This is a genomic window from Achromobacter sp. MFA1 R4 (assembly GCF_900156745.1).
GTDB lineage: Bacteria > Pseudomonadota > Gammaproteobacteria > Burkholderiales > Burkholderiaceae_B > Achromobacter.
Genome location: NZ_LT707065.1, coordinates 5,093,309 through 5,115,707, shown reverse-complemented (window position 1 = coordinate 5,115,707; position 22,399 = coordinate 5,093,309). Strand labels below are relative to the sequence as shown.

Annotated in this window: 20 protein-coding genes; 12 read left to right on the top strand and 8 right to left on the bottom strand. The window is 67.8% G+C overall.

Features of this window, described 5'->3' with window-relative positions:
- Nucleotide 1: 1 nt before the first annotated feature.
- From BXA00_RS23385 to BXA00_RS23365, 5 genes are read left to right on the top strand one after another with little or no spacing between them, the layout of a single operon-like run.
- Nucleotides 2–1,285, top strand: coding sequence for a TRAP transporter large permease (locus BXA00_RS23385; RefSeq protein ID WP_076520771.1), 1,284 nt, complete (start codon nt 2–4; stop codon nt 1,283–1,285).
- Nucleotides 1,282–2,211 carry a CoA ester lyase gene (locus BXA00_RS23380; protein ID WP_076520770.1) on the top strand — a complete coding sequence of 310 codons (930 nt, stop codon included), beginning with the start codon at nt 1,282–1,284 and terminating at the stop codon, nt 2,209–2,211. The genes BXA00_RS23385 and BXA00_RS23380 overlap by 4 nt, the downstream gene beginning before the upstream one ends.
- Nucleotides 2,208–3,920 (top strand): thiamine pyrophosphate-binding protein, encoded by a 1,713-nt coding sequence (locus BXA00_RS23375; protein ID WP_076520769.1) that lies wholly within the window; start codon nt 2,208–2,210, stop codon nt 3,918–3,920. The genes BXA00_RS23380 and BXA00_RS23375 overlap by 4 nt, the downstream gene beginning before the upstream one ends.
- Before the next feature lie 18 nt (nt 3,921–3,938).
- Nucleotides 3,939–5,189 carry a Zn-dependent hydrolase gene (locus BXA00_RS23370; RefSeq protein ID WP_076520768.1) on the top strand — a complete coding sequence of 417 codons (1,251 nt, stop codon included), beginning with the start codon at nt 3,939–3,941 and terminating at the stop codon, nt 5,187–5,189.
- Nucleotides 5,186–6,685, top strand: coding sequence for an aldehyde dehydrogenase (locus BXA00_RS23365; RefSeq protein WP_076520767.1), 1,500 nt, complete (start codon nt 5,186–5,188; stop codon nt 6,683–6,685). The genes BXA00_RS23370 and BXA00_RS23365 overlap by 4 nt, the downstream gene beginning before the upstream one ends.
- Nucleotides 6,686–6,698: 13 nt before the next feature.
- Here the strand turns inward: BXA00_RS23365 and BXA00_RS29300 are convergent, their stop codons facing one another.
- The 6 genes from BXA00_RS29300 to garD form a co-directional block, all read right to left on the bottom strand.
- The gene (locus BXA00_RS29300) at nt 6,699–7,001 is read right to left on the bottom strand and encodes a hypothetical protein (RefSeq protein ID WP_076520766.1); all 303 of its coding nucleotides are present in this window, start codon (nt 6,999–7,001) and stop codon (nt 6,699–6,701) included.
- Nucleotides 6,980–7,426, bottom strand: coding sequence for a hypothetical protein (locus BXA00_RS29295; protein ID WP_231952143.1), 447 nt, complete (start codon nt 7,424–7,426; stop codon nt 6,980–6,982). The genes BXA00_RS29300 and BXA00_RS29295 overlap by 22 nt, the downstream gene beginning before the upstream one ends.
- A 233-nt stretch (nt 7,427–7,659) precedes the next feature.
- Nucleotides 7,660–8,013 (bottom strand): hypothetical protein, encoded by a 354-nt coding sequence (locus BXA00_RS23355; RefSeq protein WP_076520765.1) that lies wholly within the window; start codon nt 8,011–8,013, stop codon nt 7,660–7,662.
- Nucleotides 8,014–8,162: 149 nt separating this feature from the next.
- Complete coding sequence (locus tag BXA00_RS23350) at nt 8,163–9,140, bottom strand: tripartite tricarboxylate transporter substrate binding protein (protein ID WP_076520764.1); 978 nt, start codon at nt 9,138–9,140, stop codon at nt 8,163–8,165.
- A gap of 71 nt (nt 9,141–9,211) precedes the next feature.
- Nucleotides 9,212–10,261, bottom strand: a complete 1,050-nt coding sequence (locus BXA00_RS23345; protein WP_076520763.1) for an SMP-30/gluconolactonase/LRE family protein — start codon at nt 10,259–10,261, stop codon at nt 9,212–9,214.
- Nucleotides 10,262–10,321: 60 nt separating this feature from the next.
- Nucleotides 10,322–11,890 (bottom strand): galactarate dehydratase, encoded by a 1,569-nt coding sequence (gene garD / locus BXA00_RS23340; RefSeq protein ID WP_076520762.1) that lies wholly within the window; start codon nt 11,888–11,890, stop codon nt 10,322–10,324.
- A 243-nt stretch (nt 11,891–12,133) separates the two neighbouring features.
- On the opposite strand from garD, the gene kdgD (BXA00_RS23335) reads away from it, so the two are divergent.
- Nucleotides 12,134–13,048: a 5-dehydro-4-deoxyglucarate dehydratase gene (kdgD, locus tag BXA00_RS23335; protein ID WP_076520761.1), complete on the top strand. Its 915-nt coding sequence runs from the start codon at nt 12,134–12,136 to the stop codon at nt 13,046–13,048.
- Nucleotides 13,049–13,164: 116 nt separating this feature from the next.
- A complete protein-coding gene (locus BXA00_RS23330; RefSeq protein ID WP_076520760.1) occupies nt 13,165–14,748 on the top strand; it encodes an aldehyde dehydrogenase (NADP(+)) in 1,584 nt (527 codons plus the stop codon).
- Nucleotides 14,749–14,866: 118 nt separating this feature from the next.
- On the opposite strand, the gene BXA00_RS23325 is transcribed toward BXA00_RS23330, so the two are convergent.
- On the bottom strand, nt 14,867–15,790 hold the full coding sequence (locus BXA00_RS23325) for a LysR family transcriptional regulator (protein WP_076520759.1): 924 nt from the start codon (nt 15,788–15,790) through the stop codon (nt 14,867–14,869).
- 68 nt (nt 15,791–15,858) lie between these two features.
- Between BXA00_RS23325 and BXA00_RS23320 the strand changes: the two genes are divergently transcribed.
- Entirely contained in the window at nt 15,859–16,476 is a 618-nt protein-coding gene (locus tag BXA00_RS23320; RefSeq protein ID WP_076520758.1) for a LysE family transporter, read from the top strand.
- Between the two features lie 53 nt (nt 16,477–16,529).
- Here BXA00_RS23320 and BXA00_RS23315 read toward each other — a convergent pair whose 3' ends face one another.
- Nucleotides 16,530–17,516 (bottom strand): tripartite tricarboxylate transporter substrate binding protein, encoded by a 987-nt coding sequence (locus tag BXA00_RS23315; RefSeq protein ID WP_076520757.1) that lies wholly within the window; start codon nt 17,514–17,516, stop codon nt 16,530–16,532.
- A gap of 271 nt (nt 17,517–17,787) precedes the next feature.
- On the opposite strand from BXA00_RS23315, the gene kdgD (BXA00_RS23310) reads away from it, so the two are divergent.
- The 4 genes from kdgD (BXA00_RS23310) (at nt 17,788) to BXA00_RS23295 (ending at nt 22,398) form a co-directional block, all read left to right on the top strand.
- A complete protein-coding gene (gene kdgD / locus BXA00_RS23310; protein WP_076520756.1) occupies nt 17,788–18,702 on the top strand; it encodes a 5-dehydro-4-deoxyglucarate dehydratase in 915 nt (304 codons plus the stop codon).
- 251 nt (nt 18,703–18,953) lie between these two features.
- The gene (locus BXA00_RS23305; protein WP_076520755.1) at nt 18,954–19,679 is read left to right on the top strand and encodes a FadR/GntR family transcriptional regulator; all 726 of its coding nucleotides are present in this window, start codon (nt 18,954–18,956) and stop codon (nt 19,677–19,679) included.
- Between the two features lie 396 nt (nt 19,680–20,075).
- Nucleotides 20,076–21,092 carry an amino acid ABC transporter substrate-binding protein gene (locus tag BXA00_RS23300; RefSeq protein ID WP_076520754.1) on the top strand — a complete coding sequence of 339 codons (1,017 nt, stop codon included), beginning with the start codon at nt 20,076–20,078 and terminating at the stop codon, nt 21,090–21,092.
- Nucleotides 21,093–21,189: 97 nt separating this feature from the next.
- The gene (locus BXA00_RS23295) at nt 21,190–22,398 is read left to right on the top strand and encodes an aminotransferase class I/II-fold pyridoxal phosphate-dependent enzyme (protein ID WP_076520753.1); all 1,209 of its coding nucleotides are present in this window, start codon (nt 21,190–21,192) and stop codon (nt 22,396–22,398) included.
- Nucleotide 22,399 lies beyond the last annotated feature (1 nt).

The following is a 22,399-nucleotide window of genomic DNA, read 5'->3' as shown; positions in this document are numbered from 1 at the left end:
GATGTCTTCGGGTGCTCTCTTTCTGATGGGCGTGTTCACGATCACGGTGCTGATCGACATGCCCATTGCCTTCGGCCTGGTGTTGTCCTGCCTGGCCTATCTGGCGGTCTACGATGCCGCGCCGCTGATGGTGGCGGCGCAGCAGTACGTGGTGGGGCTGGACAGCTTCACGCTACTGGCGATTCCGCTCTTCATCCTGGCGGCCCAGCTCATGAACGGCGCCGGGCTGACCCAGCGCATCGTGCGGCTGTGCGCCGCCATCGTGGGCGACATCAAGGGCGGCCTGGCCGTGGTCGCGGTGCTGGCCTGCCTGATGTTCGGAGCCTTGTCCGGATCCGGCGTGGCCGACGTGGTGGCCATCGGCAGCCTGCTGCTGCCGGCCATGGCGCGCAGCGGCTACGACAAGGGGTTCTCGTGCGCGCTGGTGGGCAGCGCGGGCGCCACGTCCACCATCATCCCGCCCAGCATCGTGCTGATCGTCTACGGCACCATCACCGATACATCGGTGGGCAAGCTGTTCATGGCCGGCATCATCCCTGGCATCCTGCTGGGCCTGTCGCTGATCGGCGTGGCCATCTGGCAATCGCGCAAGCACAACTGGGCGGGCGGCCAGCCGTTCTCCTGGGAAGAGCTGCGCGCCGCCGCGGTCGACGCCTTGCCGGCGCTGATGGTGCCCGTCCTGATCATCGGCGGCATCCGCTTCGGCATCTTCACCGCCACCGAGGCCGCGTCCAGCGCCATCCTCTACGCGGTGCTGATCGGCTTTTTCTGGTACCGCACGCTGAGCCTGCGCTCGCTGTGGGACAACCTGAAGTCCACCGGCGAGAGCAGCGCCTCCATCCTGCTGCTCATCGGCGCCTCGGGGCTGTTCGCCTGGGTGCTGGTGGCCGAACAGGTGCCGCAGGCACTCTCCACGCTGCTGGTCGAATGGACCGACAGCCGCGTCGCCGTGCTGCTGGTGCTGACGGTGGTGCTGTTGCTACTGGGCACTTTCATGGAAGCGATCCCGGTCATCATCATCGTCGCGCCGGTCGTGATGCCGGTGCTGGCCCACTACAACATCGATCCGGTCCACTTCGGCATCCTGCTGTCGATCAACATGGCGATCGGCGCCAATACGCCGCCGGTGGGTGTGGACCTGATGGCCGCCTGCAAGATCGGCGGCATCAACATGATGCAGACGCTGCGTCCGCTGTCGTGGATGATGCTGGCCATGACGGCCGTGATGCTGCTGCTGACCTTTGTCCCTGAACTCGTCCTGTTCCTGCCGAGGCACGTGCAATGATCCCTGTTACCTCCCTGCGCCGTCCGGCGGCCCTGCGCCGTAGCTGGATGTTCGTGCCTGGCATGGATGCCGCGGCCCAGGCCGCGGGCCTGGCCAGCGGCGCCGACGCCCTGGTCGCCGACCTGGAAGAGTTCACCGCGCCGGCCGACCGCCCGGCGGCGCGCCCGCGCATTGCCGCGCTGTTCGCCGACTGCCGCGCCCAGGGCGTGGTGGCGGCCGTGCGCATCAACAAGCTGGAAGAGGACGGCCTGGCGGACCTGCGGGGCGTGATGCCCGGCGCGCCGGACGCCGTCTTTCTGCCGCATGCGGAAAGCGCCGCGCAGATCGCCGCGCTGGACCAGGCCATCAGCGCGCTCGAAGCCGAGCTGGGCCTGCCCGCCGGCAGCACCGAGATCGTCCCCACGCTGGAATCCGCCCTGGGCGTGCACCGCGCCTACGAGATCCTGACCGCCAGCCCGCGGGTGTCGGCCTGCCTGCTGGCGGCCGAAGACCTGACCGCGAGCCTGGGCGCGGAGCGCGGCAAGGACGGCATCGAGCTGCACCACCTGCGCGCCCGCTTCCTGGTGGACTGCACGGCGGCCGGCTGCGCGCCGATCGACTGCCCCTTCAACTACCGCGACCTGCCGGCGCTGGAGGCCGACGTGCGCTGGGCGCGCCGGATCGGCCTGAAGTCCAAGTGCGCCACCGTGGCCGAACAGATCCCCGTGATCCACGCCGTGTTCACCCCCGCGCCGGCCGAGGTGTCCGCCGCGCTGGACTGCGTGGCGCGCTTCGAGGCGCAGCGCGCCGGCCGCCAGGACGCCGAGCGCATCGACCCGCCCGTCTACAACACCGCGCGCCGCCTGCTGGCGCGCCACCGACAATTCGAACAATGGGCCGCCGAGCGCCGCGCGCAGGCCGCCCCGCAACTAGGAGACTGCGCATGACGTCAGCAGCAATTCCCGAACGCAACGGCGGTCAGATCCTGATGCAGCAGTTGCGCATCCATGGCGCGCGCCGCGTATTCATGATTCCCGGCGAAAGCTATCTGCCCTGCATCGACGCGCTGAACGAGCACACCGGCGCGATCGAGCCGATCGTCTGCCGCCAGGAAAGCGGCGCGGCCTACATGGCCGAGGCCTACGGCAAGCTGACCGGCGAACCCGGCATCTGCTTTGTCACGCGCGGACCGGGCGCGACCAACGCCAGCATCGGCGTGCACACCGCGTTCCAGGACTCCACGCCGATGATCCTGTTCGTGGGCCAGGTCGGCAACGACTTCATCGAGCGCGAGGCCTTCCAGGAGATCGACTACCGCCGGATGTTCGGGCAGATGGCCAAGTGGGTGGCCCAGATCGACCGCACCGACCGCATCCCCGAGTTCATCTCGCGCGCCTTCGCCGTGGCCACCAGCGGCCGTCCGGGCCCGGTGGTGCTGGCGCTGCCCGAAGACACGCTGTGGGGCCGCGCCCGCGTGGCCGACCTGCCGCGCTACCCGCGCGTGCACAGCCACCCCGGCGCCGCCGACCTGGCGCGCATGACTGAATTGCTGGACGCGGCCGAGCGCCCCTTCCTGCTCGTGGGCGGCAACGGCTGGCGCCAGGCGTCCATCGACCAGATCGCCGGTTTCGCCGAGCGCTTCGAATTGCCCGTGGGCACCGCGTGGCGCCGCCTGGAGTGCTTCGACCAGCGCCACCCCAACGCCGCCGGCCACGTCGGCTGGGCCATGACGCCCGCGCTGCGCCAACGCCTGCGCGATGCCGACCTGGTGCTGGCCGTGGGCACGCGGCTGGGGGAGGCCACGACCGAGGGCTACACCCTGCTCGAAAGCCCGCTGCCGCGCCAGAAGCTCATCCACGTGTATCCCGACGCTGCCGAACTGGGCCGCGTGTTTTCGCCCACGCAGGCCATCGTCGCCGACGTGGCCAGCTTCGCCGCCGCCGTGGCGGGCCTGGCGCCCGGCCATGCCGCGCCGCGCGGCGACAAGGTGCGCGCCGCGCATCAGGAACTGGTCGACAGCCTGGCGCCGCTGCCCTCGCCCGGCCCGATGAGCCTGGACGCGGCCGCCGCCTACGTGGACGCGCACCTGCCGGCGAACGCCTGCATCACCGTGGGTGCGGGCAATTACGCGCTGTATCCGCACCGCTACCGCCGCTACGCCGGACCGGGCACGAGCCTCACGCCCACTGTCGGCTCGATGGGCTACGGGCTGCCGGCGGCGATTTCCGCCAAGCTCGAAGACCGCCAGCGCGCCGCGGTCTGCTACGCGGGCGACGGCTGCTTCCAGATGAACATGCAGGAACTGGGCGTGGCCATGCAGTACCGCCTGGGCGTGGTCGTGCTCGTCTTCAACAACGGCATCTGGGGCACGATCCGGGCCCACCAGGAACGCGAGTTCCCCGCCCGCGCCATCGCGCTGGGCTTCGAGAACCCCGACTTCACCCAGATCATCCGCGGCTACGGCGGCTACGGCGAGGCGGTCGAAAACACCGCCGACTTCGGCCCGGCCTTCGAGCGCGCGCTGGCGTTCGCCGAACGCGAGAGCCTGCCCGCGCTGCTGGAGATCCGCTACGACGCCAACGGCATCGCGCCCGGCGAAACCCTCATGGGCATCCGCGAGGCCGCGCAAGCCCGCATCGCCCGCTCGGGCCAATGAACACACGGACCTTTTGACATGACGACCACGATTTCTATCAATGGACAGCGGCTGTGGCAGTCGCTGATGGACCTGGCCCGGATCGGCGCCACGGCCAAGGGCGGCAACTGCCGGCTGGCGCTGACGGCGCTGGACGGCCAGGGCCGCGACCTGGTCACGGGGTGGATGCGCGAGGCAGGCATGACGCTGCGCGTGGACCAGGTGGGCAACATCTTCGCGCGCCGTGCCGGCCGCAACAACGACCTGCCCCCGGTCATGACCGGCAGCCATATCGACACCCAGCCCACCGGCGGCAAGTTCGACGGCTGCTACGGCGTGCTGGCGGGCCTGGAGGTCATGCGCAGCCTGAACGACCACGGCGTCGTCACCGAAGCGCCGCTCGAGGTCGCCATCTGGACCAACGAGGAAGGCTCGCGCTTCCTGCCCGTGATGATGGGCTCGGGCGTTTTCGCCGGTAAATTCCCGCTGGAAGTGGCCCTGTCCGCGCGCGACCACGACGGCAAGTCGGTGGCCGACGAGCTGGCCGCCATCGGCTATGCCGGCGCCGACCCGGTGGGCGGCCGCCCGGTGGGCGCCTATTTCGAGGCGCATATCGAACAAGGCCCCATCCTGGAACACGAGGAAAAGGTGGTCGGCGTGGTGACCGGCTCGCTCGGCGTGCGCTGGTACGACGTGTGCGTGACCGGCATGGAAATGCACGCGGGTCCGACCCCGATGCCGATCCGCCGCGACGCGCTCTATGCCGCCAGCTTCCTGCTGCAGGCCGTGGTGGGCATCGCCAACGACAACCAGCCCCACGGGCGCGGCACGGTGGGCGAGATCCACGCCCATCCGGGTTCGCGCAACGTCATCCCGGGCCAGGTCCGCTTCACCGTCGACCTGCGGCACGAGGACGAGGCCACGCTGGCCGGCATGGACGAACGCTGGCTCGCCGTCTGCGCCGACGTGGCCGAACGCCACGGCGTGACGGTGGACGTCAAGCAGGTACAGTACTTCCCGCCCACGCCTTTCGACCTGGACCTGGTGGGCAAGGTGCGCGACGGCGCGGCCCGCCGCGGCCTGCCCGCGATGGACATCGTGACCGGCGCCGGCCACGACGCGGTCTACATGGCCAGCGTGACGCCCACCGCCATGATCTTCGTGCCCTGCAAGGACGGCGTGAGCCACAACGAGATCGAGGACGCCAAGCCCGCCGATCTGGAAGCCGGCTGCAACGTGCTGCTCGACGCCATGGTGGCGCGCGCCAACGACGCGCAGGTGCGCGCATGAGCGCCCGCGACGCCGCCTACTGGCGCGCTCGCGCCGCGTCCCTGGCCATCGGCGGCCAGGCCTATATCGACGGCGCCTATTGCGACGCCGCCGACGGCGCCACGCTCCCCGCCACCAGCCCCATTGACGGCCGCAGGCTGGCCGACGTGGCGGCCTGCGGCCCCGCCGACGTGGACCGGGCGGTCCAGTCCGCCCGGCGGGCCTTCGAAGCAGGCGTCTGGAGCGGGCTGGCCCCGCGCCAGCGCAAGGAACGCCTGCTGCGCCTGGCCGCGCTGATCGAGGCGAACCAGGAAGAACTGGCCCTGCTGGAAACGCTGGACATGGGCAAGCCGATCCGCGACGCGCTGGCCTTCGACCTGCCGGAAACCGCGCGCTGCTACGCCTGGTACGCCGAGGCCATCGACAAGATCTACGACGAGATCGCGCCCACCGGGCCGGACGCCCTGGCCACGATCACGCGCGAAGCGCTCGGCGTCGTGGCCGCGGTGGTGCCGTGGAACTACCCGCTGATGATGGCGGCCTGGAAGGTCGCTCCGGCGCTGGCCGCGGGCAACAGCGTGATCCTCAAGCCGGCCGAACAGGCCTCGCTGTCGGCGATCCGGCTGGCCGCGCTGGCCAGCGAGGCCGGCATTCCGCCAGGCGTCTTCAACGTCGTGCCCGGCCTGGGCGCGGTCGCCGGCCAGGCGCTGGGACGGCATCCGGACGTCGATTGCATTGCGTTCACCGGGTCCACTGCCACCGGCAAGCGCTTCATGGAGTATTCGGGCCAGTCGAACCTGAAGCGCGTGTGGCTGGAATGCGGCGGCAAGTCGCCGCACATCGTCTTCGACGACTGCCCCGACCTGGACCGGGCCGCCCAGGCGGCCGCGCTGGCGATCTTTTCAAACCAGGGCGAAGTCTGCATCGCGGGATCGCGCCTGTATGTGCAGGACGGCATCTACGATGCCTTCATGGAAAAGGTTGCCGCCTTCGCGGCGGGCCTGCAGCCCGGCGACCCGCTGGACCCGGCGACCGCCATGGGCGCCATGGTCGACGAACGCCAGATGCGCGGCGTGCTGGACCGCATCGCCGCAGGCAAGGCCGAGGGCGCCAACCTGCGGATGGGCGGCGGCCAGGCATTGGCGGCGACCGGCGGCTACTACATCGAGCCCACCATCTTCGATTGCGCCGGCCAGGACAGTTCGCTGGTGCGCGAGGAGATCTTCGGCCCGGTGCTGGCGGCCCAGCGCTTCACGTCGGAAGACGACGCCATCCGCCTGGCCAACGACTCGGTCTACGGTCTGGGCGCGGGGCTGTGGACCGCCAACCTGTCCCGCGCCCACCGCCTGTCGCGCCGGCTGCGCGCGGGGCTGGTGTGGGTCAACTGCTACGCCGACGGCGACATCTCGGTGCCGTTCGGCGGCGTCAAGCAGTCAGGCTTCGGCCGCGACAAGTCGCTGCACGCGCTGGACAAGTACTCGGACCTGAAGACGACCTGGATCAGCCTGGCGGTTTGAGCGTCGGCGCGCGCTATTCTCCGACGCCATACAGGGCGGGAAACAGCACTGGCAAAGCATCCAAAGGAAACGCGAAGCGGACGGGAGCCCGAGAAGTTTCGGATGCGGCCAAACCGCACTTCAATACTGCAGACAGTGCTGCCCGCCCCGTGCGTTCGCCCAACCCCGTCATCTGGATAAACTCACCCCGGGTGGCGGGGCCTGCCGCAAACAGGTGGTATAGCGGTAGCGCGACTTCTTCGCGCAGCCTCCCTTTTGCTGCCTCCACCTGGACAGCCGCCTTGATCTTCGCTTTCATTGAATCGAGCGCCAGCATTCGGACCATATATTCCAATTGGTCCTCGCAAACGCGCAAGAAGTAGTCGACCCACTGGAGCAGCCCCTGTTGAGAGAGGTTTCCCCGACCGTCCAGATCTCCCTGTCGCGGGGCGTCTGCGGCAGCCAGATGTCGATGCGGCGTAGCGCACCGGGCTCAACGATCAACCCATCTTTGGTTGTTCTGTCGGCAGCCGCCAATCGCCCATATAGCGCATCATGCGCAATCTGGACAAACTTCGCATCAAGCGGAGCGACAGCCATGTCCGGCTGCTCGACCGCGCGCTCCGCGTTGATATGCGCTAAAGCGATTCGCTGCAACCGCGCCACTTCCGGTTGATCCGTAAAGTCGTGGTGCAGGGCTGCATCAATGTTCCTGGGCGTGGTGCTCTGTCCTTCAATCCGATTGCTGCAATACGAATTCATGCTCCGCAGCATCTCTCTTAGCGCGTTCGCGATAGGGTTGAAGCAGATGGGCGGCGGGTTGCAGGGGCAGGAACTGATGCGGAGAATCGTACATTTTTGCCGGTTTAACTACCGATTAATTGGTTTGCAAGATTCTGATATTAAAGTCTTTTTTTGCACAATCATCCTTCCTGTCGCCTTCTTTTGCCGGTTTATTTGCCGGTTTATTTTCCGGAGGACTGTCGTTCGTTCTTCTACCGCGGCAGCGCCGGCGCCGGCGTCAGGGGCCCGACGGGCGGTTGACCCGGCCTTGGCGGCATGGGGGGCAGCCACGATTTGGGCGCGCCCTTCAAACCCGGCTGGTCCTGCGGTCTTGGGGAGGCCTGGGCCGGGGACGGATATCGGGACCCTGGGCAGGACGTGCCCAGGCAGTCGCGGTTGAGCTTGCCCGGATCCACGATGCGCGGACAGTCCGTGCCCAGGCAGGTATCGGGCATGGTGCGCGCGGATGCGGGCGGCTGGGGAACGGCAGGCAGCGCATCACGCGCCATTGCGGGATGGCACCAGACCGCTGCCGACAGCGCCGCCAGGGCGACCAGGGATTTCATCGGTAGGCTCCACCGGGACGGCCCGGCTGGGTCGGCGCCGGCCGAAACGGTCGGGTCCGCCCGGACCGGGCCGGTTCATTCCCAGTGTGCGCCCTTCCCCCGCCTCTCGCAAGGCGGGGGAGTTGCAGCGTGTATCGAAGCCGCGCAGATCAATCCAGGCGGATATCCGTGGTGGCCACGACCTTGGCCCAGCGGGCACGCTCGCCGTTGAAGAACTGCGCCAGCTCGGCCGGGCTCTTGGTGACGATCTCGGCGCCCTGCTCGTTCAGTTTCGCGGCGATTTCGGGCTCGCTGATGATCTGCGCCATCAGTGTGGACAGGCGCGTGGCCACCGGGTCGGTCATGTTCGAGGGCGCCATCACGCCCTGCCAGGTGCCCGATTCGAAGCCCTTGACGCCCTGCTCCGAGATGGTCGGGATGTCCGGCACCAGTTTCATGCGTTCGCTTTTGGAAATCGCAACGGCGCGCAGTTTGCCGGACTTGATGTGCGGCAGCGTGGCCAGGAGGCCGTTCATGATGATCTGCGTCTGGCCGCCGATGGTGTCGGTGACCGCCTGCGAGCCGCCCTTGTACGGCACGTACTCCCATTGCGCGCCCGTGGCCTGCTGAACGGCCACGGCGGCCAGGTGCGGCGCGCTGCCGATGGCGGTGACCGCGAAGTTGATGCGCTCTTTCTTGGACAGCTCGACCAGGTCCTGCAACGTCTTGGCCGGCACGTCCGGATGCACCGCCAGCACGTGCGGCGAGTAGGCCAGCATGCCCACCGCGCGCAGGTCCTTGGACGGGTCAAAGGTCAGCTTGGTGTAGACGGACGGGCTGATCGCCAGCGCGCCCACGTCGCACAGCAACACCGTGTGGCCTTCCTGCGCCGACTGCACGACCAGTCCCGCGCCCAGGTTGCCGTTGGCGCCGGGCTTGTTCTCGACGACCACGGTCTGCTTGAGAGCCTCGGACAGCCGGGGCGCCAGGATGCGCGCGATGATGTCCGACGAACCGCCGGGCGGGTAAGGCACCACGATGCGCACGGGGCGCGTCGGCCACTCGGCCGACTGGGCCCATGCTGGCACCAGCGGCGTCAGGCAAAGCGCGGCGGCGCTGCCCAGGAACTGTCTTTTGCTCGGGTTCATGCTGTCTCCACACGGATTGGTATGTGTGCTGAAGTGTTCCGCGGCCGCGTGAGGCCGCGGTGGGGATATGCCTATGCCGCGCCGCGCGTCTCCACGTACAGGGCATAAAGCGAATGGCTGCTGGCCATGAACAGGCGGTTGCGCTTGGCGCCGCCGAAGCACAGATTGGCGCAGCGTTCCGGGAGCCGGATGTGGCCGATGGGTTTGCCGGCCGGGTTGAAGACCATCACGCCGTCCAGCTCCTCGGGCTTGGCGTCGGGCGAGCCGTTGCTGCCCCAGCCGCACCACAGATTGCCGGCCTCGTCGCACTTGATGCCGTCCAGGGCGCCGGGTCCCTGGGCGTCGATGTGCAGGCGCTTGTTGGACAGCGCGCCGTCCGCGCCCACGTCGAAGGCCCAGACCACGCGGTGGGGCTGGTGGCGCGACTCGACCACGTAAAGCACTTTTTCGTCGGGCGAGAAGCACAGGCCATTGGGCGCGGCCATGTCGCCGATCGCCAGCGTCACCCGGCCGTTGGCCGGATCGATGCGATAGACCGAGAGCGGAAGTTCCGGGGTGGCCTTCTCGCCTTCCCAGTGCCCGCCGATACCGAACGGGGGATCGGTGAACCAGATGGCGCCGTTGCGCTGGCAGACGATGTCGTTGGGCGAATTGAAACGCTTGCCGTCGAAGCGGTCGGCCAGGACGGTGATGCTGCCGTCGTATTCCGTGCGCGTGACGCGGCGCGTGAGGTGTTCGCAGGTCAGCAGCCGGCCCTGGCGGTCGCGCGCCAGGCCATTGCTGAAATTGGACGGGTGGCGGAACACGCTGACCTGGCCGGTGGTCTCGTCCCAGCGCAGGATGCGGTTATTGGGGATATCCGACACCAGCAGATAGCGCCCGTCGCCGAACCAGACCGGGCCTTCCAGCCAGCGAAAGCCGGTGGCCAGCTGCTCGACGCTGCTGCTGTAGATGCGGTACTTGGTGAATTCCGGATCCAGGATCCGCACCGACGGGTCCGGATACCGCTGCTGCGGGGTGAAGCTGAACGATTGCGCCTGGACCAGGCTGGCGGGTCCCAGCGCAAGCGCGGCGCCCAACAGCCGGCGCCGGCCGGCCTGGACTTTGGGGTCAATTTCCATCGGCTGTCTCCTCTCGGTGGTTTTATTCTGCGATGGCACTGCGGATCGAAGGGGCCCCGATCAGGTCACGGGGCCGGGGTTGAACAGCGCCAGGGCGTTGTGCAGCTTGAGTTTTTCCGCACAGGTCTGCTGCTTGCCGCTGGCCACGTCCAGCATCATCTGGAAGAGCTGCCAGCCGACTTGTTCGATCGAGGCCTGGCCCGTGGCGATGACGCCGGCGTCCACGTCCATCAGGTCATGCCAGCGGCGCGCCAGCGCCGAGCGCGTGGCGACCTTGATGACCGGCACCTGCGCCAGCCCATAGGGCGTGCCGCGGCCGGTGGTGAAAATGTGCAGGTTCATGCCGGCCGCCAGTTGCAGCGTGCCGCAGATGAAATCGCTGGCGGGCGTGGCGGCAAAGATCAAACCCTTGCGCGTCAGGCGGTCGCCTGGCGACAGCACGCCATGGATCGGCGAAGAGCCGGACTTCACGATCGAGCCCATCGCCTTCTCGACGATGTTCGACAGGCCGCCCTTCTTGTTGCCCGGACTGGTGTTGGCGCTGCGGTCGGCCATGCCGCCCTGCAGGTAGGCGTCGTACCAGGCCATTTCGCGGATGAGCGCGTCGGCCACTTCCGGCGTTTCGGCGCGCGCGGTGAGCTGGTCGATGCCGTCGCGCACTTCGGTGTTCTCCGAGAACATCACGGTGCCCCCGGCGCGCACCAGCAGGTCAGTCGCAAAGCCGACGGCCGGATTGGCCGTCACGCCGGAAAACGCATCGCTGCCGCCGCATTGCACGCCGACGGTCAGGTCGGACACGGGGCAGGTCTCGCGCTGGCGGGCGTTGAGTTTTTGCAGATGGCGCTCGGCGGTGCGCATGATGAGCGCGATCATCGATTCAAAGCCGATGTTCTCTTCGTCCTGCAGCACGATGGTGTCCACGCCCTCCCCGGCCATGCCATCGCCCGCCCGGATGGGAATGGCGTTGGGCGCCAGCAGGCGCTCGGGCTGCAGTTTTTCGCAGCCCAGGCTGACGACCATGGACGTGCCCCCGAAATTCGGGTTGCGGGCGATGTTGTGCAGGGTGCGGATGGGAATGGCCGCGCCGGGCGCGTCGATGGCGACGCCGCAGCCGTAGGTGTGCTCGATGCCCACCACGTCGTCCACGTTCGGGTACAGCGGCAGCAGTTCGCGGCGGATGCGCGCGACCGCGTGTTCCACGACGCCCTGCACGCACTGCACCGTGGTGCTGATGGCCAGGATATTGCGCGTGCCCACCGTGCCGTCGGCATTGCGGTAGCCCTGGAAGGTGTAGCCCTCCAGCGGAGGCAGCGGCGCGACGCGGGTGGACACTGGCAGGTCTTCCAGTGTGCGTGCGGCCGGCATGGTCGTGACGCGCTCGTTGATCCAGCTGCCGCGCGGCAAGGCCTTGGCCGCATAGCCGACCACCACGTTGTAGCGCACCACCGCGTCGCCCTCGGCCAGGTCGACCAAAGCGACCTTGTGCCCTTGCGGCACCGCGTCCACCAACTGGAGCCCGTCGGGCAGAACGGTTCCCGCGGGCAATCCGCCATCGTTGGCCACGATGGCGACGTTGTCGTCGGGGTGAATCTTGATAAGCACTGGCGCCTGCTCGACTGCAACCTGCATGTTGAATCCTTTTGCCTGATGGATGTCCCGCTGCGGACACCGTACGTTATCGTACAACCAAGAGAATATCGCTGAAAGCCTTCAGAAAGGAATTTCGGGTTTCCCCTTGTAAACGGGTCGTCTCATGGGGACATGCCTTGAATCCGGCAATTCGATGTTGTACGATGACTCACCTTTTACCACCGCATCCCGTTCGCAAGCACCCCCTCCCGCCTGCGACGGCCATTTAGGGATGAGCGCAACATGACGACTCCGCAGGAACTCAAGGGCATTGTTTCGGAAGGATTGCTTTCCTTCCCGGTGACCGACTTCGACCAGAACGGCGACTTCAACGCCAAGAGCTACGCGGCTCGCCTGGAATGGCTGGCCCCCTACGGCGCCACCGCCCTGTTCGCCGCTGGCGGCACCGGGGAGTTCTTCTCGCTCGCGCCCCAGGAATACTCCGACGTCATCCGCACCGCCGTGCAGACCTGCAAGGGCAAGGTGCCCATCCTGGCCGGCGCCGGCGGCCCCACCCGCACCGCCATCGCCTACGCCCAGGAAGCCGAGCGCCAGGGCGCCAAGGGCGTGCTGCTGCTGCCCCACTACCTGACCGAAGCCTCGCAGGACGGCATTGCCGCCCACGTCGAGCAGGTCTGCAAGTCCGTCAACATCGGCGTCATCGTCTACAACCGCGCCCAGTCGCGCCTGTCGGCCGACAGCTTGGCCCGCCTGGCCGACCGCTGCCCCAACCTGGTCGGTTTCAAGGACGGCATCGGCGACATCGAATCCATGGTCCGCATCCGCCGCAAGCTGGGCGACCGCTTCTCGTACCTGGGCGGCCTGCCCACCGCCGAGGTCTACGCCGCCGCTTACCGCGCGCTGGGCGTGCCCGTCTACTCGTCGGCCGTCTTCAACTTCGTGCCCAAGATGGCCATGGAGTTCTACAACGCCATCGCCGCCGGCGACAGCGACACCACCAACCGCCTGCTGGATGACTTCTTCCTGCCCTACCTGGAAATCCGCAACCGCAAGGCCGGCTACGCCGTCAGCATCGTCAAGGCCGGCGCCAAGCTTGTCGGCCACGACGCAGGCCCGGTGCGCGCCCCCCTGACCGACCTGACCGGCGAAGAGATGGAAATGCTGGCCGCCCTGATCAAGAAGTCCGGCGCCGAGTAAGCCTCGCGCCACCCGCTTACTGCCTGCCCCCGGTCCGGGGGCATTTTTTTCCCCGGACCCGCCGCAGGCAAAACCGCCCGTCCTTTCGACCGGGCGTCCCTTTTCTGGAGATGACCATGAACCTGACCGGCCAGATGTTGATCGGCTCGACCGCCGTCCTGGGCGCGGGCGCTGCCCAATACGCCATCAATCCCGCCACGGGCGAACGCCTGGAACCCGCCTACCCCGCCGGCTCGTCCGATGACGTGTCCCGCGCCGCCGAATTGGCCCGCGCGGCCTTCGACCCGTACCGCGCCCTGCCGCTGGAGACGCGCGCCCAGTTCCTGGAAAGCATCGCCGAAGGCATCCTGGCCCTGGGCGATGCGCTGATCGAGCGCGCCCACCAGGAAACCGGCCTGCCGGTCGCCCGCCTGCAGGGCGAACGCGGCCGCACCGTGGGCCAATTGCGCCTGTTCGCCCGCGTGGTGCGCGACGGCTATTTCCTGGACGCCACCATCGACCCGGCCCAACCCGAGCGCCAGCCCCTGCCGCGCGCCGACCTGCGCCTGGCGAACGTGCCCCTGGGTCCGGTCGCGGTGTTCGGGGCCAGCAACTTTCCGCTGGCCTTCTCGGTCGCGGGCGGCGACACGGCCTCGGCGCTGGCCGCGGGCTGCCCGGTCGTCGTCAAGGCGCACAACGCCCACCCCGGCACGTCCGAACTGGTCGGCCGCGCGATCCAGCAGGCCGTCGCCAAGCACGGCCTGCCCGAGGGCACGTTCTCGCTGCTGTTCGGCGCCGGCAATGAAATCGGCACGGCGCTGGCGATCCATCCCGCCATTACGGCCATCGGCTTCACCGGTTCGCGCCGCGGCGGCCTGGCGCTGGTGAACGCCGCCAACGCCCGCCCGGTGCCCATCCCCGTCTACGCGGAAATGTCCAGCATCAACCCCGTGTTCCTGCTGCCGGCCGCGCTGGAAGCCCGCGCCGAAGCCATCGCCAAGGGTTTCGTGGACTCGCTGGCGATGGGCGTGGGCCAGTTCTGCACCAACCCGGGCCTGGTCATCGGCATCGAGGGCCCGGCGCTGGACCGCTTCCGCCAGGCCGCCGCCGACGCCGTCAAGGCCAAGGGCGCCGCCACCATGCTGACGCCCGGCATCTTCTCGGCCTATGAGCAAGGGGCCGATGCCCTGGCCCGCCACGCCAGCGTATCGACCGTGGGCCGTGGCGAACCGTCCAATCCGGCCTGCAACGCGGCCGGGGCAGTGGTGTTCGGCGCCAGCGCCGACCAGTTCCTGGCGTCGCGCGAACTGGAAGCCGAGGTCTTCGGCCCGGCCTCGCTGGTCGTGGCCTGCAAGGATGCGGCGCAGGTCCGCGCCGTGGCCGAGCACCTGGAAGGCCAGCTGACCGCCACGCTGTTCGTGGACGATGCCGACCTGGACGACGCGCGCGCGCTGCTGCCCGTGCTGGAGCGCAAGGCCGGCCGCATCCTGGCAAACGGCTACCCGACGGGCGTGGAAGTGAGCCATGCCATGGTCCATGGCGGTCCCTTCCCGGCCACGTCGAACCCGGCCTCGACCTCGGTCGGCGCCACTGCCATCCGCCGCTTCCTGCGTCCGGTCTGCTACCAGGACCTGCCCGACGCCCTGTTGCCCGACGGCATCAAGCGCGAAAATCCGCTGGGGCTGACGCGCATGGTGGACGGCAAGCTGGCCGTAGCCTGAGGGCCGGTCTGGCCGTTGTTTGATGGCCGTTGTTTGATGGCCAGTGCTTGATGGCCAGTGCTTGATGGCCATTGCCTGACGTCCGATCCGCAGGCGCCGCGCCATGCGGCGCCTGCGGCTACGCCATCGCCTGCAGCCACGCCAGCAGGTCGCCCTGCGGGCTACCCGGCTGCACGGGCTGGGGCGCAAGCAGGCAGTAGCGCGATCCGTCTTCGACGAAGCCCATCGGGGCGGCCAACAGGCCGCTCTCCAGGTCGTCGCGCACCAGCGGCCACGGACCGATCGCCACCCCCAGGCCCGCCAACGCGGCCTGCAGGCTGAAATAGAAATGATCGAAGGCCTGCCCCGACCCATCGGGCGCAGGCTGCCCGGCCGCGGCCGCCCATTCCCGCCACGCGCCCGGCCGCGTGCGCGTATGCAGGCGCGGCGCGTCCGCCTTCAGCGCCAGACCCGCATTTTCCTGATCGAACCACGCAGCCAGCTTGCCGGGATGGCACACCGGGCCCACCCGTTCCGCGAACAAGGGCGCGGCGTAATGGCTGTCGGGCCAGGCAAAGTCATCGCGGCGGATCGCCAGGTCGATGCCGCTGGCAAACGAAAACGGCCCGCCGCCCGCCACCAGATGCACGTCGATATCGGGATGCCGCGCCTGGAAATCCGGCCAGCGCGGGATCAGCCAACGCATCAGCAGGGTCGGCTCGCACGACAGCACCCAACGGCGCCCCAGCCGCGCACTGGCGCGCAACTCACCGACCGCCTGGCGCATCAGGCCCAGGCCACTGCCCACCGCGCGGGCCAGCGTGCGGCCGGCGTCGGTCAGGAACACGCGCCGATTGCGCCGATCGAACAGCGCCACCTGCAACTCGTCTTCGACGAGGCGCACGGCCCGGCTGACCGCCCCATGCGTCAGATGCAGCTCGGCCGCCGCCTGGCTGAAATTCTCATGGCGGGCGGCCGCCTCGAAGCACCGCAGCGCCAGCAGGGACGGCAGGCGCGCATCGGATGATGGTGAGCCCAAGTCACCATGATTGTCAGAAAACATCGTTATACGCCTTCGATCTCAGCCGCTAGCATCCTGGCCATTCAGTGTTTTATTCGCCAGGATACGCCATGACCGAACTGATAGCTGTCATCACAATTACCATGCTCGCCGTCGTGAGTCCGGGGCCGGACTTTGCGATGGTGACGCGCAACAGTTTGATGCTGTCTCGGCGCGCGGGCGTGCTGACGGCCCTGGGCATCGGCCTGGGCGTCCTGATCCACGTCGGCTACACGCTGGTGGGCGTCGGGCTGCTGATCCAGCAGTCGATCTGGCTCTTCAATGCCATCAAGCTGGCCGGCGCGGCCTATCTGGTCTATCTGGGCATCACGATGCTGCGCGCCCGACCCGCCGGCCCGGCCGGCGACGGCGCCAGGGGGGCGATGACCGATGCGGCGGCCCTGCGCACCGGGTTGCTCACCAATGCGCTCAATCCCAAGACCACGGTCTTCATCGTGAGCCTCTTCATGCAGGTGGTGCGGCCCGACACGCCGCTGGCGGTGCAGATCGGCTATGGCGCCTTCATCTCGCTGGCGCACGTGGCGTGGTTCAGCGTGGTGGCCGTGTGCTTTTCGTCGGGTGCGGTCCGCGACCGGCTGCTTGCCGCGCGCCAGGGGATCGATCGCGTATTCGGCGGCCTGCTGGTCGCCTGCGGCGTATTGCTGGCGGCGGCCAGCGGTTCCCGGTAAAGCACGCGGGCCGGCTCGCGGCCGGGCCCCGCGCTTTCATGTCCTGCCACGCATCACTGCGGCTTGAGCTTGCCGTCCGCAATGATCTTTGCCCACTTGGCCTGCTCGGCGGACTGGAAGTCCGCGAACTGGGCCGGCGTGTTGGGCGTGTAGGCCAGGCCCAGTCCCTGCATCTTCGCGCTCACCTCGGGCTTGGCGACGATGTCGGCGATGGTCTTGTTCAGCTTCTCGACCACGGCGGGCGGCGTATTGGCCGGCGCGTAGATGGCTTGCCAGCTGCTCACGTCAAAGCCCGACACGCCGGCTTCCTGCATGGTCGGCACGTCCGGCAGCACGGCGGTCCGCTTGGCCGACGTCACGGCCAGCGCCCGGACCTTGCCGCTCTGCACGTACGGCAGCGCGACCAGGGCGGTCTCGAACGAGCTGGGAATCTGGCCGCCGATCAGGTCCTGGATGGCCGGGGCGCTGCCGCGGTACGGCACGTGCGTCAGGTGTGCGCCCGTCAATTGTTTGAACACTTCGCCCGACAGATGCTGCGACGTGCCCTGGCCGGCCGAGCCGAACGCGATCGTGTCCGGGTTGGCCTTGGCCGCCGCAACCACGTCCTGCACGCTCTTGTACGGCTGGTTCGCGCCCACCAGCAGCACGTTGGAAATGCTGCCCAACAGGATCACCGGCGCAAAGTCCTTCGCGGCGTTGTAGTTGATGCTCGGCAGCAGCGACGGGTTGATCGCGTGCGTGGCGATGGTGCCCAGCAGCAGCGTGTAGCCATCCGGCTTGGCACGCGCCACGGCATCCGCGCCCAGCACGCCGCCCGCGCCACCCTTGTTTTCGACCACGACGGTCTGTTTGAGCGTGGTGCCCAGTTCCTGCGCGATCAGGCGGCCCAGGATGTCGGACGTGCCGCCCGCGGCGAACGGAACGATCAGGGTAATGGCCTTGCCGGACGGCCAATCGTCGGCAGCGTGGACGGGAGCGGCGCACACGGCGGCGAGCGCCAGGACGGCGGAAAGACGGCGCAACACGGGAAATGCCTTCAAGCTTGTCTCCTAAGGATATGGAATTGTCGTCGTTCTTGTACGTTGTCGTACGACAATGAAGCGGGAGAATAGCTGGGCATGCGCCGGGATTCAATCTAGGGAAATTCCTAAATCGCTGATCACCATGGGGTCATGTTGTACGACAACAATTTGCTGAAGACCCGGTTGTTATCCCAACTTGTATGTTGTACGATGACTTACCTCGCAGGTTCGGCAGCGACCGCACTTCGGCACCCCCTCCTCATCCCATTCCTCTATTTGGAAGACAGCCATGACGACTCCGCAGGAACTCAAAGACATCGTTTCGGAAGGATTGCTTTCCTTCCCGGTGACCGATTTCGACCAGAACGGCGACTTCAACGCCAAGAGCTACGCGGCTCGCCTGGAATGGCTGGCCCCCTACGGCGCCACCGCCCTGTTCGCCGCGGGCGGCACCGGGGAGTTCTTCTCGCTCGCGCCCCAGGAATACTCCGACGTCATCCGCACCGCCGTGCAGACCTGCAAGGGCAAGGTGCCCATCCTGGCCGGCGCCGGCGGCCCCACCCGCACCGCCATCGCCTACGCCCAGGAAGCCGAGCGCCAGGGCGCCAAGGGCGTGCTGCTGCTGCCGCACTACCTGACTGAAGCCTCGCAGGACGGCATTGCCGCCCACGTCGAGCAGGTCTGCAAGTCCGTCAACATCGGTGTCATCGTCTACAACCGCGCCCAGTCGCGTCTGTCGGCCGACAGCCTGGCCCGCCTGGCCGACCGCTGCCCCAACCTGGTCGGTTTCAAGGACGGCATCGGCGACATCGAATCCATGGTCCGCATCCGCCGCAAGCTGGGCGACCGCTTCTCGTACCTGGGCGGCCTGCCCACCGCCGAGGTCTACGCCGCCGCCTACCGCGCGCTGGGCGTGCCCGTCTACTCGTCGGCCGTCTTCAACTTCGTGCCCAAGATGGCCATGGAGTTCTACAACGCCATCGCCGCTGGCGACAGCGACACCACCAACCGCCTGCTGGATGACTTCTTCCTGCCTTACCTGGAAATCCGCAACCGCAAGGCCGGCTACGCCGTCAGCATCGTCAAAGCCGGCGCCAAGCTCGTCGGCCACGACGCAGGCCCGGTGCGCGCACCCCTGACCGACCTGACCGGCGAAGAGATGGAAATGCTCGACGCCCTGATCAAGAAGTCCGGCGCGGAGTAAACCCGCGCCCGCGTAAGCGCCAGTACGCCCTCCGCCGGAGGGCGTTTTGCTTCTTGATGCAAAGAAAAGTTGGCGAATCGCGGGCCGTATGTTGTCATATGGCTCAATGCTGTCCCGCGACCGCGCCACCCGGCGACGCGCTCCCGCGCCCGGGCCGGACACCCGCGGCGCGCCCCGGGAACGCGTACACTTGCGGCTGCGCGCGCGGGGCCGCCTGCCCTGCCCGCAGCGATTTCCGTATAAGAGAGACAATGCAAACTCCTGCCCGGCCTCCCCGCTCGCGCCTCACCGACTACGTCATCGATGAACTGACCAAGCGCCTGGATGCGCGCCAATACCGCGCCGGCGACAAGCTGCCTTCCGAGCACGCGCTGTGTGACGAGTTCGAAGTCAGCCGCACCGTCATCCGCGAAGCCGTCGCCTCCATGCGCCTGAGCGGCCGCCTCGTCAGCAAGCCCGGCATTGGCGTCTTCGTGACCGAAGACCGCGAAAAACCCATCGATTTCGTCGTCGAACCCGCCACTGACCCGCGCTGGGCCCTGCACATCATGGAGCTGCGCGCCGGCCTGGAAGTCGAGGCCTGTGGACTGGCCGCCGAGCGTCGCAGCGCGTCGGACCTGAGCGGCATTGTCGAAGCCTTCGACGCCTTCAACCGCGCCACGCGCGACATGGAAGCGGCCGTCAAGGCCGACTACGAATTCCACCTGTCGATCGCCCGCGCGTCCAACAATCCGCACTTTCCCGCCTTGCTCAAGGCCGCGGTGCGCGACGTCATGCTGGACCTGAACATCAAGCATGGCGGCAAGACGCCCGAAGAACTGGAAATGTACGAAACCCGCAACGTGCGCGAACACGAAGCGATTCTGACCGCCATCATGCGCCGCGATCCCGGCGCCGCGCGCGCCGCCATGGCGCGCCACCTGGGCGACAGCATTGCGCGTTACCGCAAGCTGCTGTCCCATCCGCCGGCGCAATAACACCGAAGCCAGACCCTTCCCGTGTGTCGAATTACGGGAATCCCCTTACTTGTCTACTTGTATGACGGCTGCCATCATACGTCTTATTGGATGACGCACGGCGTCGGCCGCGATACCGGCCCTCGACCCGCGCGCCGCCACTAGACCCATGACGTACCAGTGCCGCCGATGAGCCCCATTCTTACCCTCCGCAGTACGTACCACCGCTACACCACGCGCCGGCACCGGCGCGACGACTGACCGGCCCCGCCGGCCTGCCTGCCTCACATCCCTTTTCGACCCCCGTCCGAATGCGCGACGCGCCCTCCCCGGCTTTGCCGGGGCGGTCCCCGCACGCTTGGCCGTTTCCGACCCATCCGCTTTTTCAAGCACTTTCGATCTCCAGGAGAAATCTCCATGCGCAAGTTTCTGAGCTCCGCCGTCGCGGCGACCTTGCTGTGCGTTGCTTCCGGCGCGCAGGCCGGCGTGACCTTCGACGCCGTCAAGAAAAAGGGTTTCCTGCAATGCGGTTTTGCCGGCATTCCCGGCTTCTCGGTGCTCGACAGCAAGGGCGAATGGACCGGCCTGGACGTGGACATGTGCCGCGCCGTGGCGGCCGCGATGTTCGGCGACGCCTCCAAGGTCAAGGGCAACGTGCTGACGGCGCAGGCGAAATTCACCGCGCTGCAATCGGGCGAGATCGACATGCTGTCGCGCAACACCACGCAGACGCTGACCCGCGACACCACGCTGGGCCTGATCGGCGTGGGCGTGAACTTCTATGACGCGCAGGGCCTCATCGTGAAGAAGGCGATGAACGTCAAGAGCGTCAAGGAACTGGACGGCGCCACCATCTGCGTGCAGCCCGGCACCACCACCGAACTGAACCTGTCGGACTACTTCCGCAGCCGCGGCCTGAGCTTCAAGCCCGTGCTGGTCGAGAACTACGACGAGAACTTCCGCCTGCTGGAATCCGGCCGCTGCGACGCCTACACCAACGACAAGTCCAACACCGCGGCCAACATGCGCACGCGCCTGGCCAACCCGGACGACTGGGAAATCCTGGCCGAGAACCTGTCCAAGGAGCCGCTCGGCCCCATGGTCCGCCAGGGCGACGAACAGTGGTTCAACGTCGTGCGCTGGTCGCTCAACGCCATGCTCGAAGCCGAGGAATACGGCATCACGTCCAAGAACGTCGATGAAATGCTCAAGAGCACCAACCCGAACGTCCAGCGCATCCTGGGCGTGACGCCGGGCATGGGCAAGAACCTGGGCCTGGACGACAAGTGGGCCTACAACATCATCAAGCAGGTCGGCAACTACGGCGAAAGCTACGACCGCGCGATGGGCAAGAACAGCCCGCTCAAGCTGGAGCGCGGCCTGAACAAGCTGTGGACGCAAGGCGGCCTGATGTACGGCTGGCCGGTGCGTTAAGTCCCGGCATGACGCGGCTGCGCCTCACGCGCAGCCGCCCTATTTTCCTGGCGTGCGGGCGCGGCCCGCCCCTGAAACACCTTTACGCAGCAACACCATGAACAGCATCGTCAACGCCCGACTCAAACAGATCAAACCCTCGCCCAGCATGGCCGCCAAGATCGTCGTGGACGAACTGCGCCGCCAGGGCCGCGAGATCGCCGACTTCACGCTGGGCGAGCCCGACATGCCCACGCCGGCGCACATCGCGCGCGCCGGGCAGGACGCCATCGCCGGCGGCGACATCCGCTACACCAGCCCCAACGGCACGGTGGGCCTGCGCCGCGCCATCGCCAACAGCCTGGAACAGACCCTGGGCCTGCGCTACGGCATGGACCAGATCGCCGTGGGCGCGGGCGCCAAGCAGATCATCGCCGCCGCGCTGACCGCCAGCCTGGAGCCGGGCGACGAAGTCATCGTGTGCGCGCCGTACTGGGTGTCCTATCCGGACATGGTGCTGCTGGGCGAAGGCAAGCCGGTCGTCGTGACCGGCCCCGAATCGCAGGGCTTCAAGCTGGACGCGGCCACGCTGGAAGCGGCCATCACGCCGCGCACGCGCTGGCTGATCCTGAACTCGCCCAGCAATCCCAGCGGCGCCGTCTACAGCGCCGCCGAACTGCGCGCGCTGACAGACGTGCTGCTGCGCCATCCGCACGTGTGGATCCTGAGCGACGAGATCTATGCGCCTTTCACCTACAGCGGCCAGGCGCACGCCTCGCCCGTGCAGGTCGAGCCCCAGCTCATCGAACGCACGCTCGTGGTGAACGGCATGTCCAAGTCCTACGCCATGACCGGCTGGCGCGTCGGCTATGGCGCTGGCCCGGCCGAGCTGATCAAGGCGATGAGCACGGTCATGTCGCAAAGCACGTCATGCCCCAGCGCGATCTCGCAGGCCGCGGCCCAGGCCGCCCTGGAAGGCGACCAGTCCAGCGTCGCGGAGATGGTCCAGATCTTCAAGGCCCGCCGCGACCTGATCGTGCGCCGCCTGAACGACATTCCGGGCATTTCGTGCGCCATGCCGGACGGCGCGTTCTACGTGTACGCCAACGTGCAGGGCCTGATCGGCCGCAAAGGCCCCGACGGGGAGCTGAAGACCGACCTGGACGTGAGCCTCTTTTTTCTGCGCGAAGCGGGTGTGGCCGTGATCGACGGCGGTTCGTACGGCCTGTCGCCCTATGTGCGCTTCTCGTTCGCGACCTCCACCGAGGTCATCGAGCAAGGCATGGACCGCCTGGCCGTCGCGGTCAGCGCCTTGATGGCGGGCTGAA

What these genes read in the sequence shown, in the direction of transcription:
- BXA00_RS29295 (WP_231952143.1), bottom strand. Translation starts at nt 7,426, where the DNA reads ATGAATTCGTATTGCAGCAATCGGATTGAAGGACAGAGCACCACGCCC.
- BXA00_RS23355 (WP_076520765.1), bottom strand. Translation starts at nt 8,013, where the DNA reads ATGAAATCCCTGGTCGCCCTGGCGGCGCTGTCGGCAGCGGTCTGGTGC.
- BXA00_RS23320 (WP_076520758.1), top strand. Translation starts at nt 15,859, where the DNA reads ATGACCGAACTGATAGCTGTCATCACAATTACCATGCTCGCCGTCGTG.
- BXA00_RS23325 (WP_076520759.1), bottom strand. Translation starts at nt 15,790, where the DNA reads ATGTTTTCTGACAATCATGGTGACTTGGGCTCACCATCATCCGATGCG.
- kdgD (WP_076520756.1), top strand. Translation starts at nt 17,788, where the DNA reads ATGACGACTCCGCAGGAACTCAAAGACATCGTTTCGGAAGGATTGCTT.
- BXA00_RS23350 (WP_076520764.1), bottom strand. Translation starts at nt 9,140, where the DNA reads ATGAACCCGAGCAAAAGACAGTTCCTGGGCAGCGCCGCCGCGCTTTGC.
- BXA00_RS23330 (WP_076520760.1), top strand. Translation starts at nt 13,165, where the DNA reads ATGAACCTGACCGGCCAGATGTTGATCGGCTCGACCGCCGTCCTGGGC.
- BXA00_RS23370 (WP_076520768.1), top strand. Translation starts at nt 3,939, where the DNA reads ATGACGACCACGATTTCTATCAATGGACAGCGGCTGTGGCAGTCGCTG.
- BXA00_RS23305 (WP_076520755.1), top strand. Translation starts at nt 18,954, where the DNA reads ATGCAAACTCCTGCCCGGCCTCCCCGCTCGCGCCTCACCGACTACGTC.
- BXA00_RS23385 (WP_076520771.1), top strand. Translation starts at nt 2, where the DNA reads ATGTCTTCGGGTGCTCTCTTTCTGATGGGCGTGTTCACGATCACGGTG.
- BXA00_RS23380 (WP_076520770.1), top strand. Translation starts at nt 1,282, where the DNA reads ATGATCCCTGTTACCTCCCTGCGCCGTCCGGCGGCCCTGCGCCGTAGC.
- BXA00_RS29300 (WP_076520766.1), bottom strand. Translation starts at nt 7,001, where the DNA reads ATGCTGGCGCTCGATTCAATGAAAGCGAAGATCAAGGCGGCTGTCCAG.
- kdgD (WP_076520761.1), top strand. Translation starts at nt 12,134, where the DNA reads ATGACGACTCCGCAGGAACTCAAGGGCATTGTTTCGGAAGGATTGCTT.
- BXA00_RS23300 (WP_076520754.1), top strand. Translation starts at nt 20,076, where the DNA reads ATGCGCAAGTTTCTGAGCTCCGCCGTCGCGGCGACCTTGCTGTGCGTT.
- BXA00_RS23365 (WP_076520767.1), top strand. Translation starts at nt 5,186, where the DNA reads ATGAGCGCCCGCGACGCCGCCTACTGGCGCGCTCGCGCCGCGTCCCTG.
- BXA00_RS23295 (WP_076520753.1), top strand. Translation starts at nt 21,190, where the DNA reads ATGAACAGCATCGTCAACGCCCGACTCAAACAGATCAAACCCTCGCCC.
- BXA00_RS23375 (WP_076520769.1), top strand. Translation starts at nt 2,208, where the DNA reads ATGACGTCAGCAGCAATTCCCGAACGCAACGGCGGTCAGATCCTGATG.
- garD (WP_076520762.1), bottom strand. Translation starts at nt 11,890, where the DNA reads ATGCAGGTTGCAGTCGAGCAGGCGCCAGTGCTTATCAAGATTCACCCC.
- BXA00_RS23345 (WP_076520763.1), bottom strand. Translation starts at nt 10,261, where the DNA reads ATGGAAATTGACCCCAAAGTCCAGGCCGGCCGGCGCCGGCTGTTGGGC.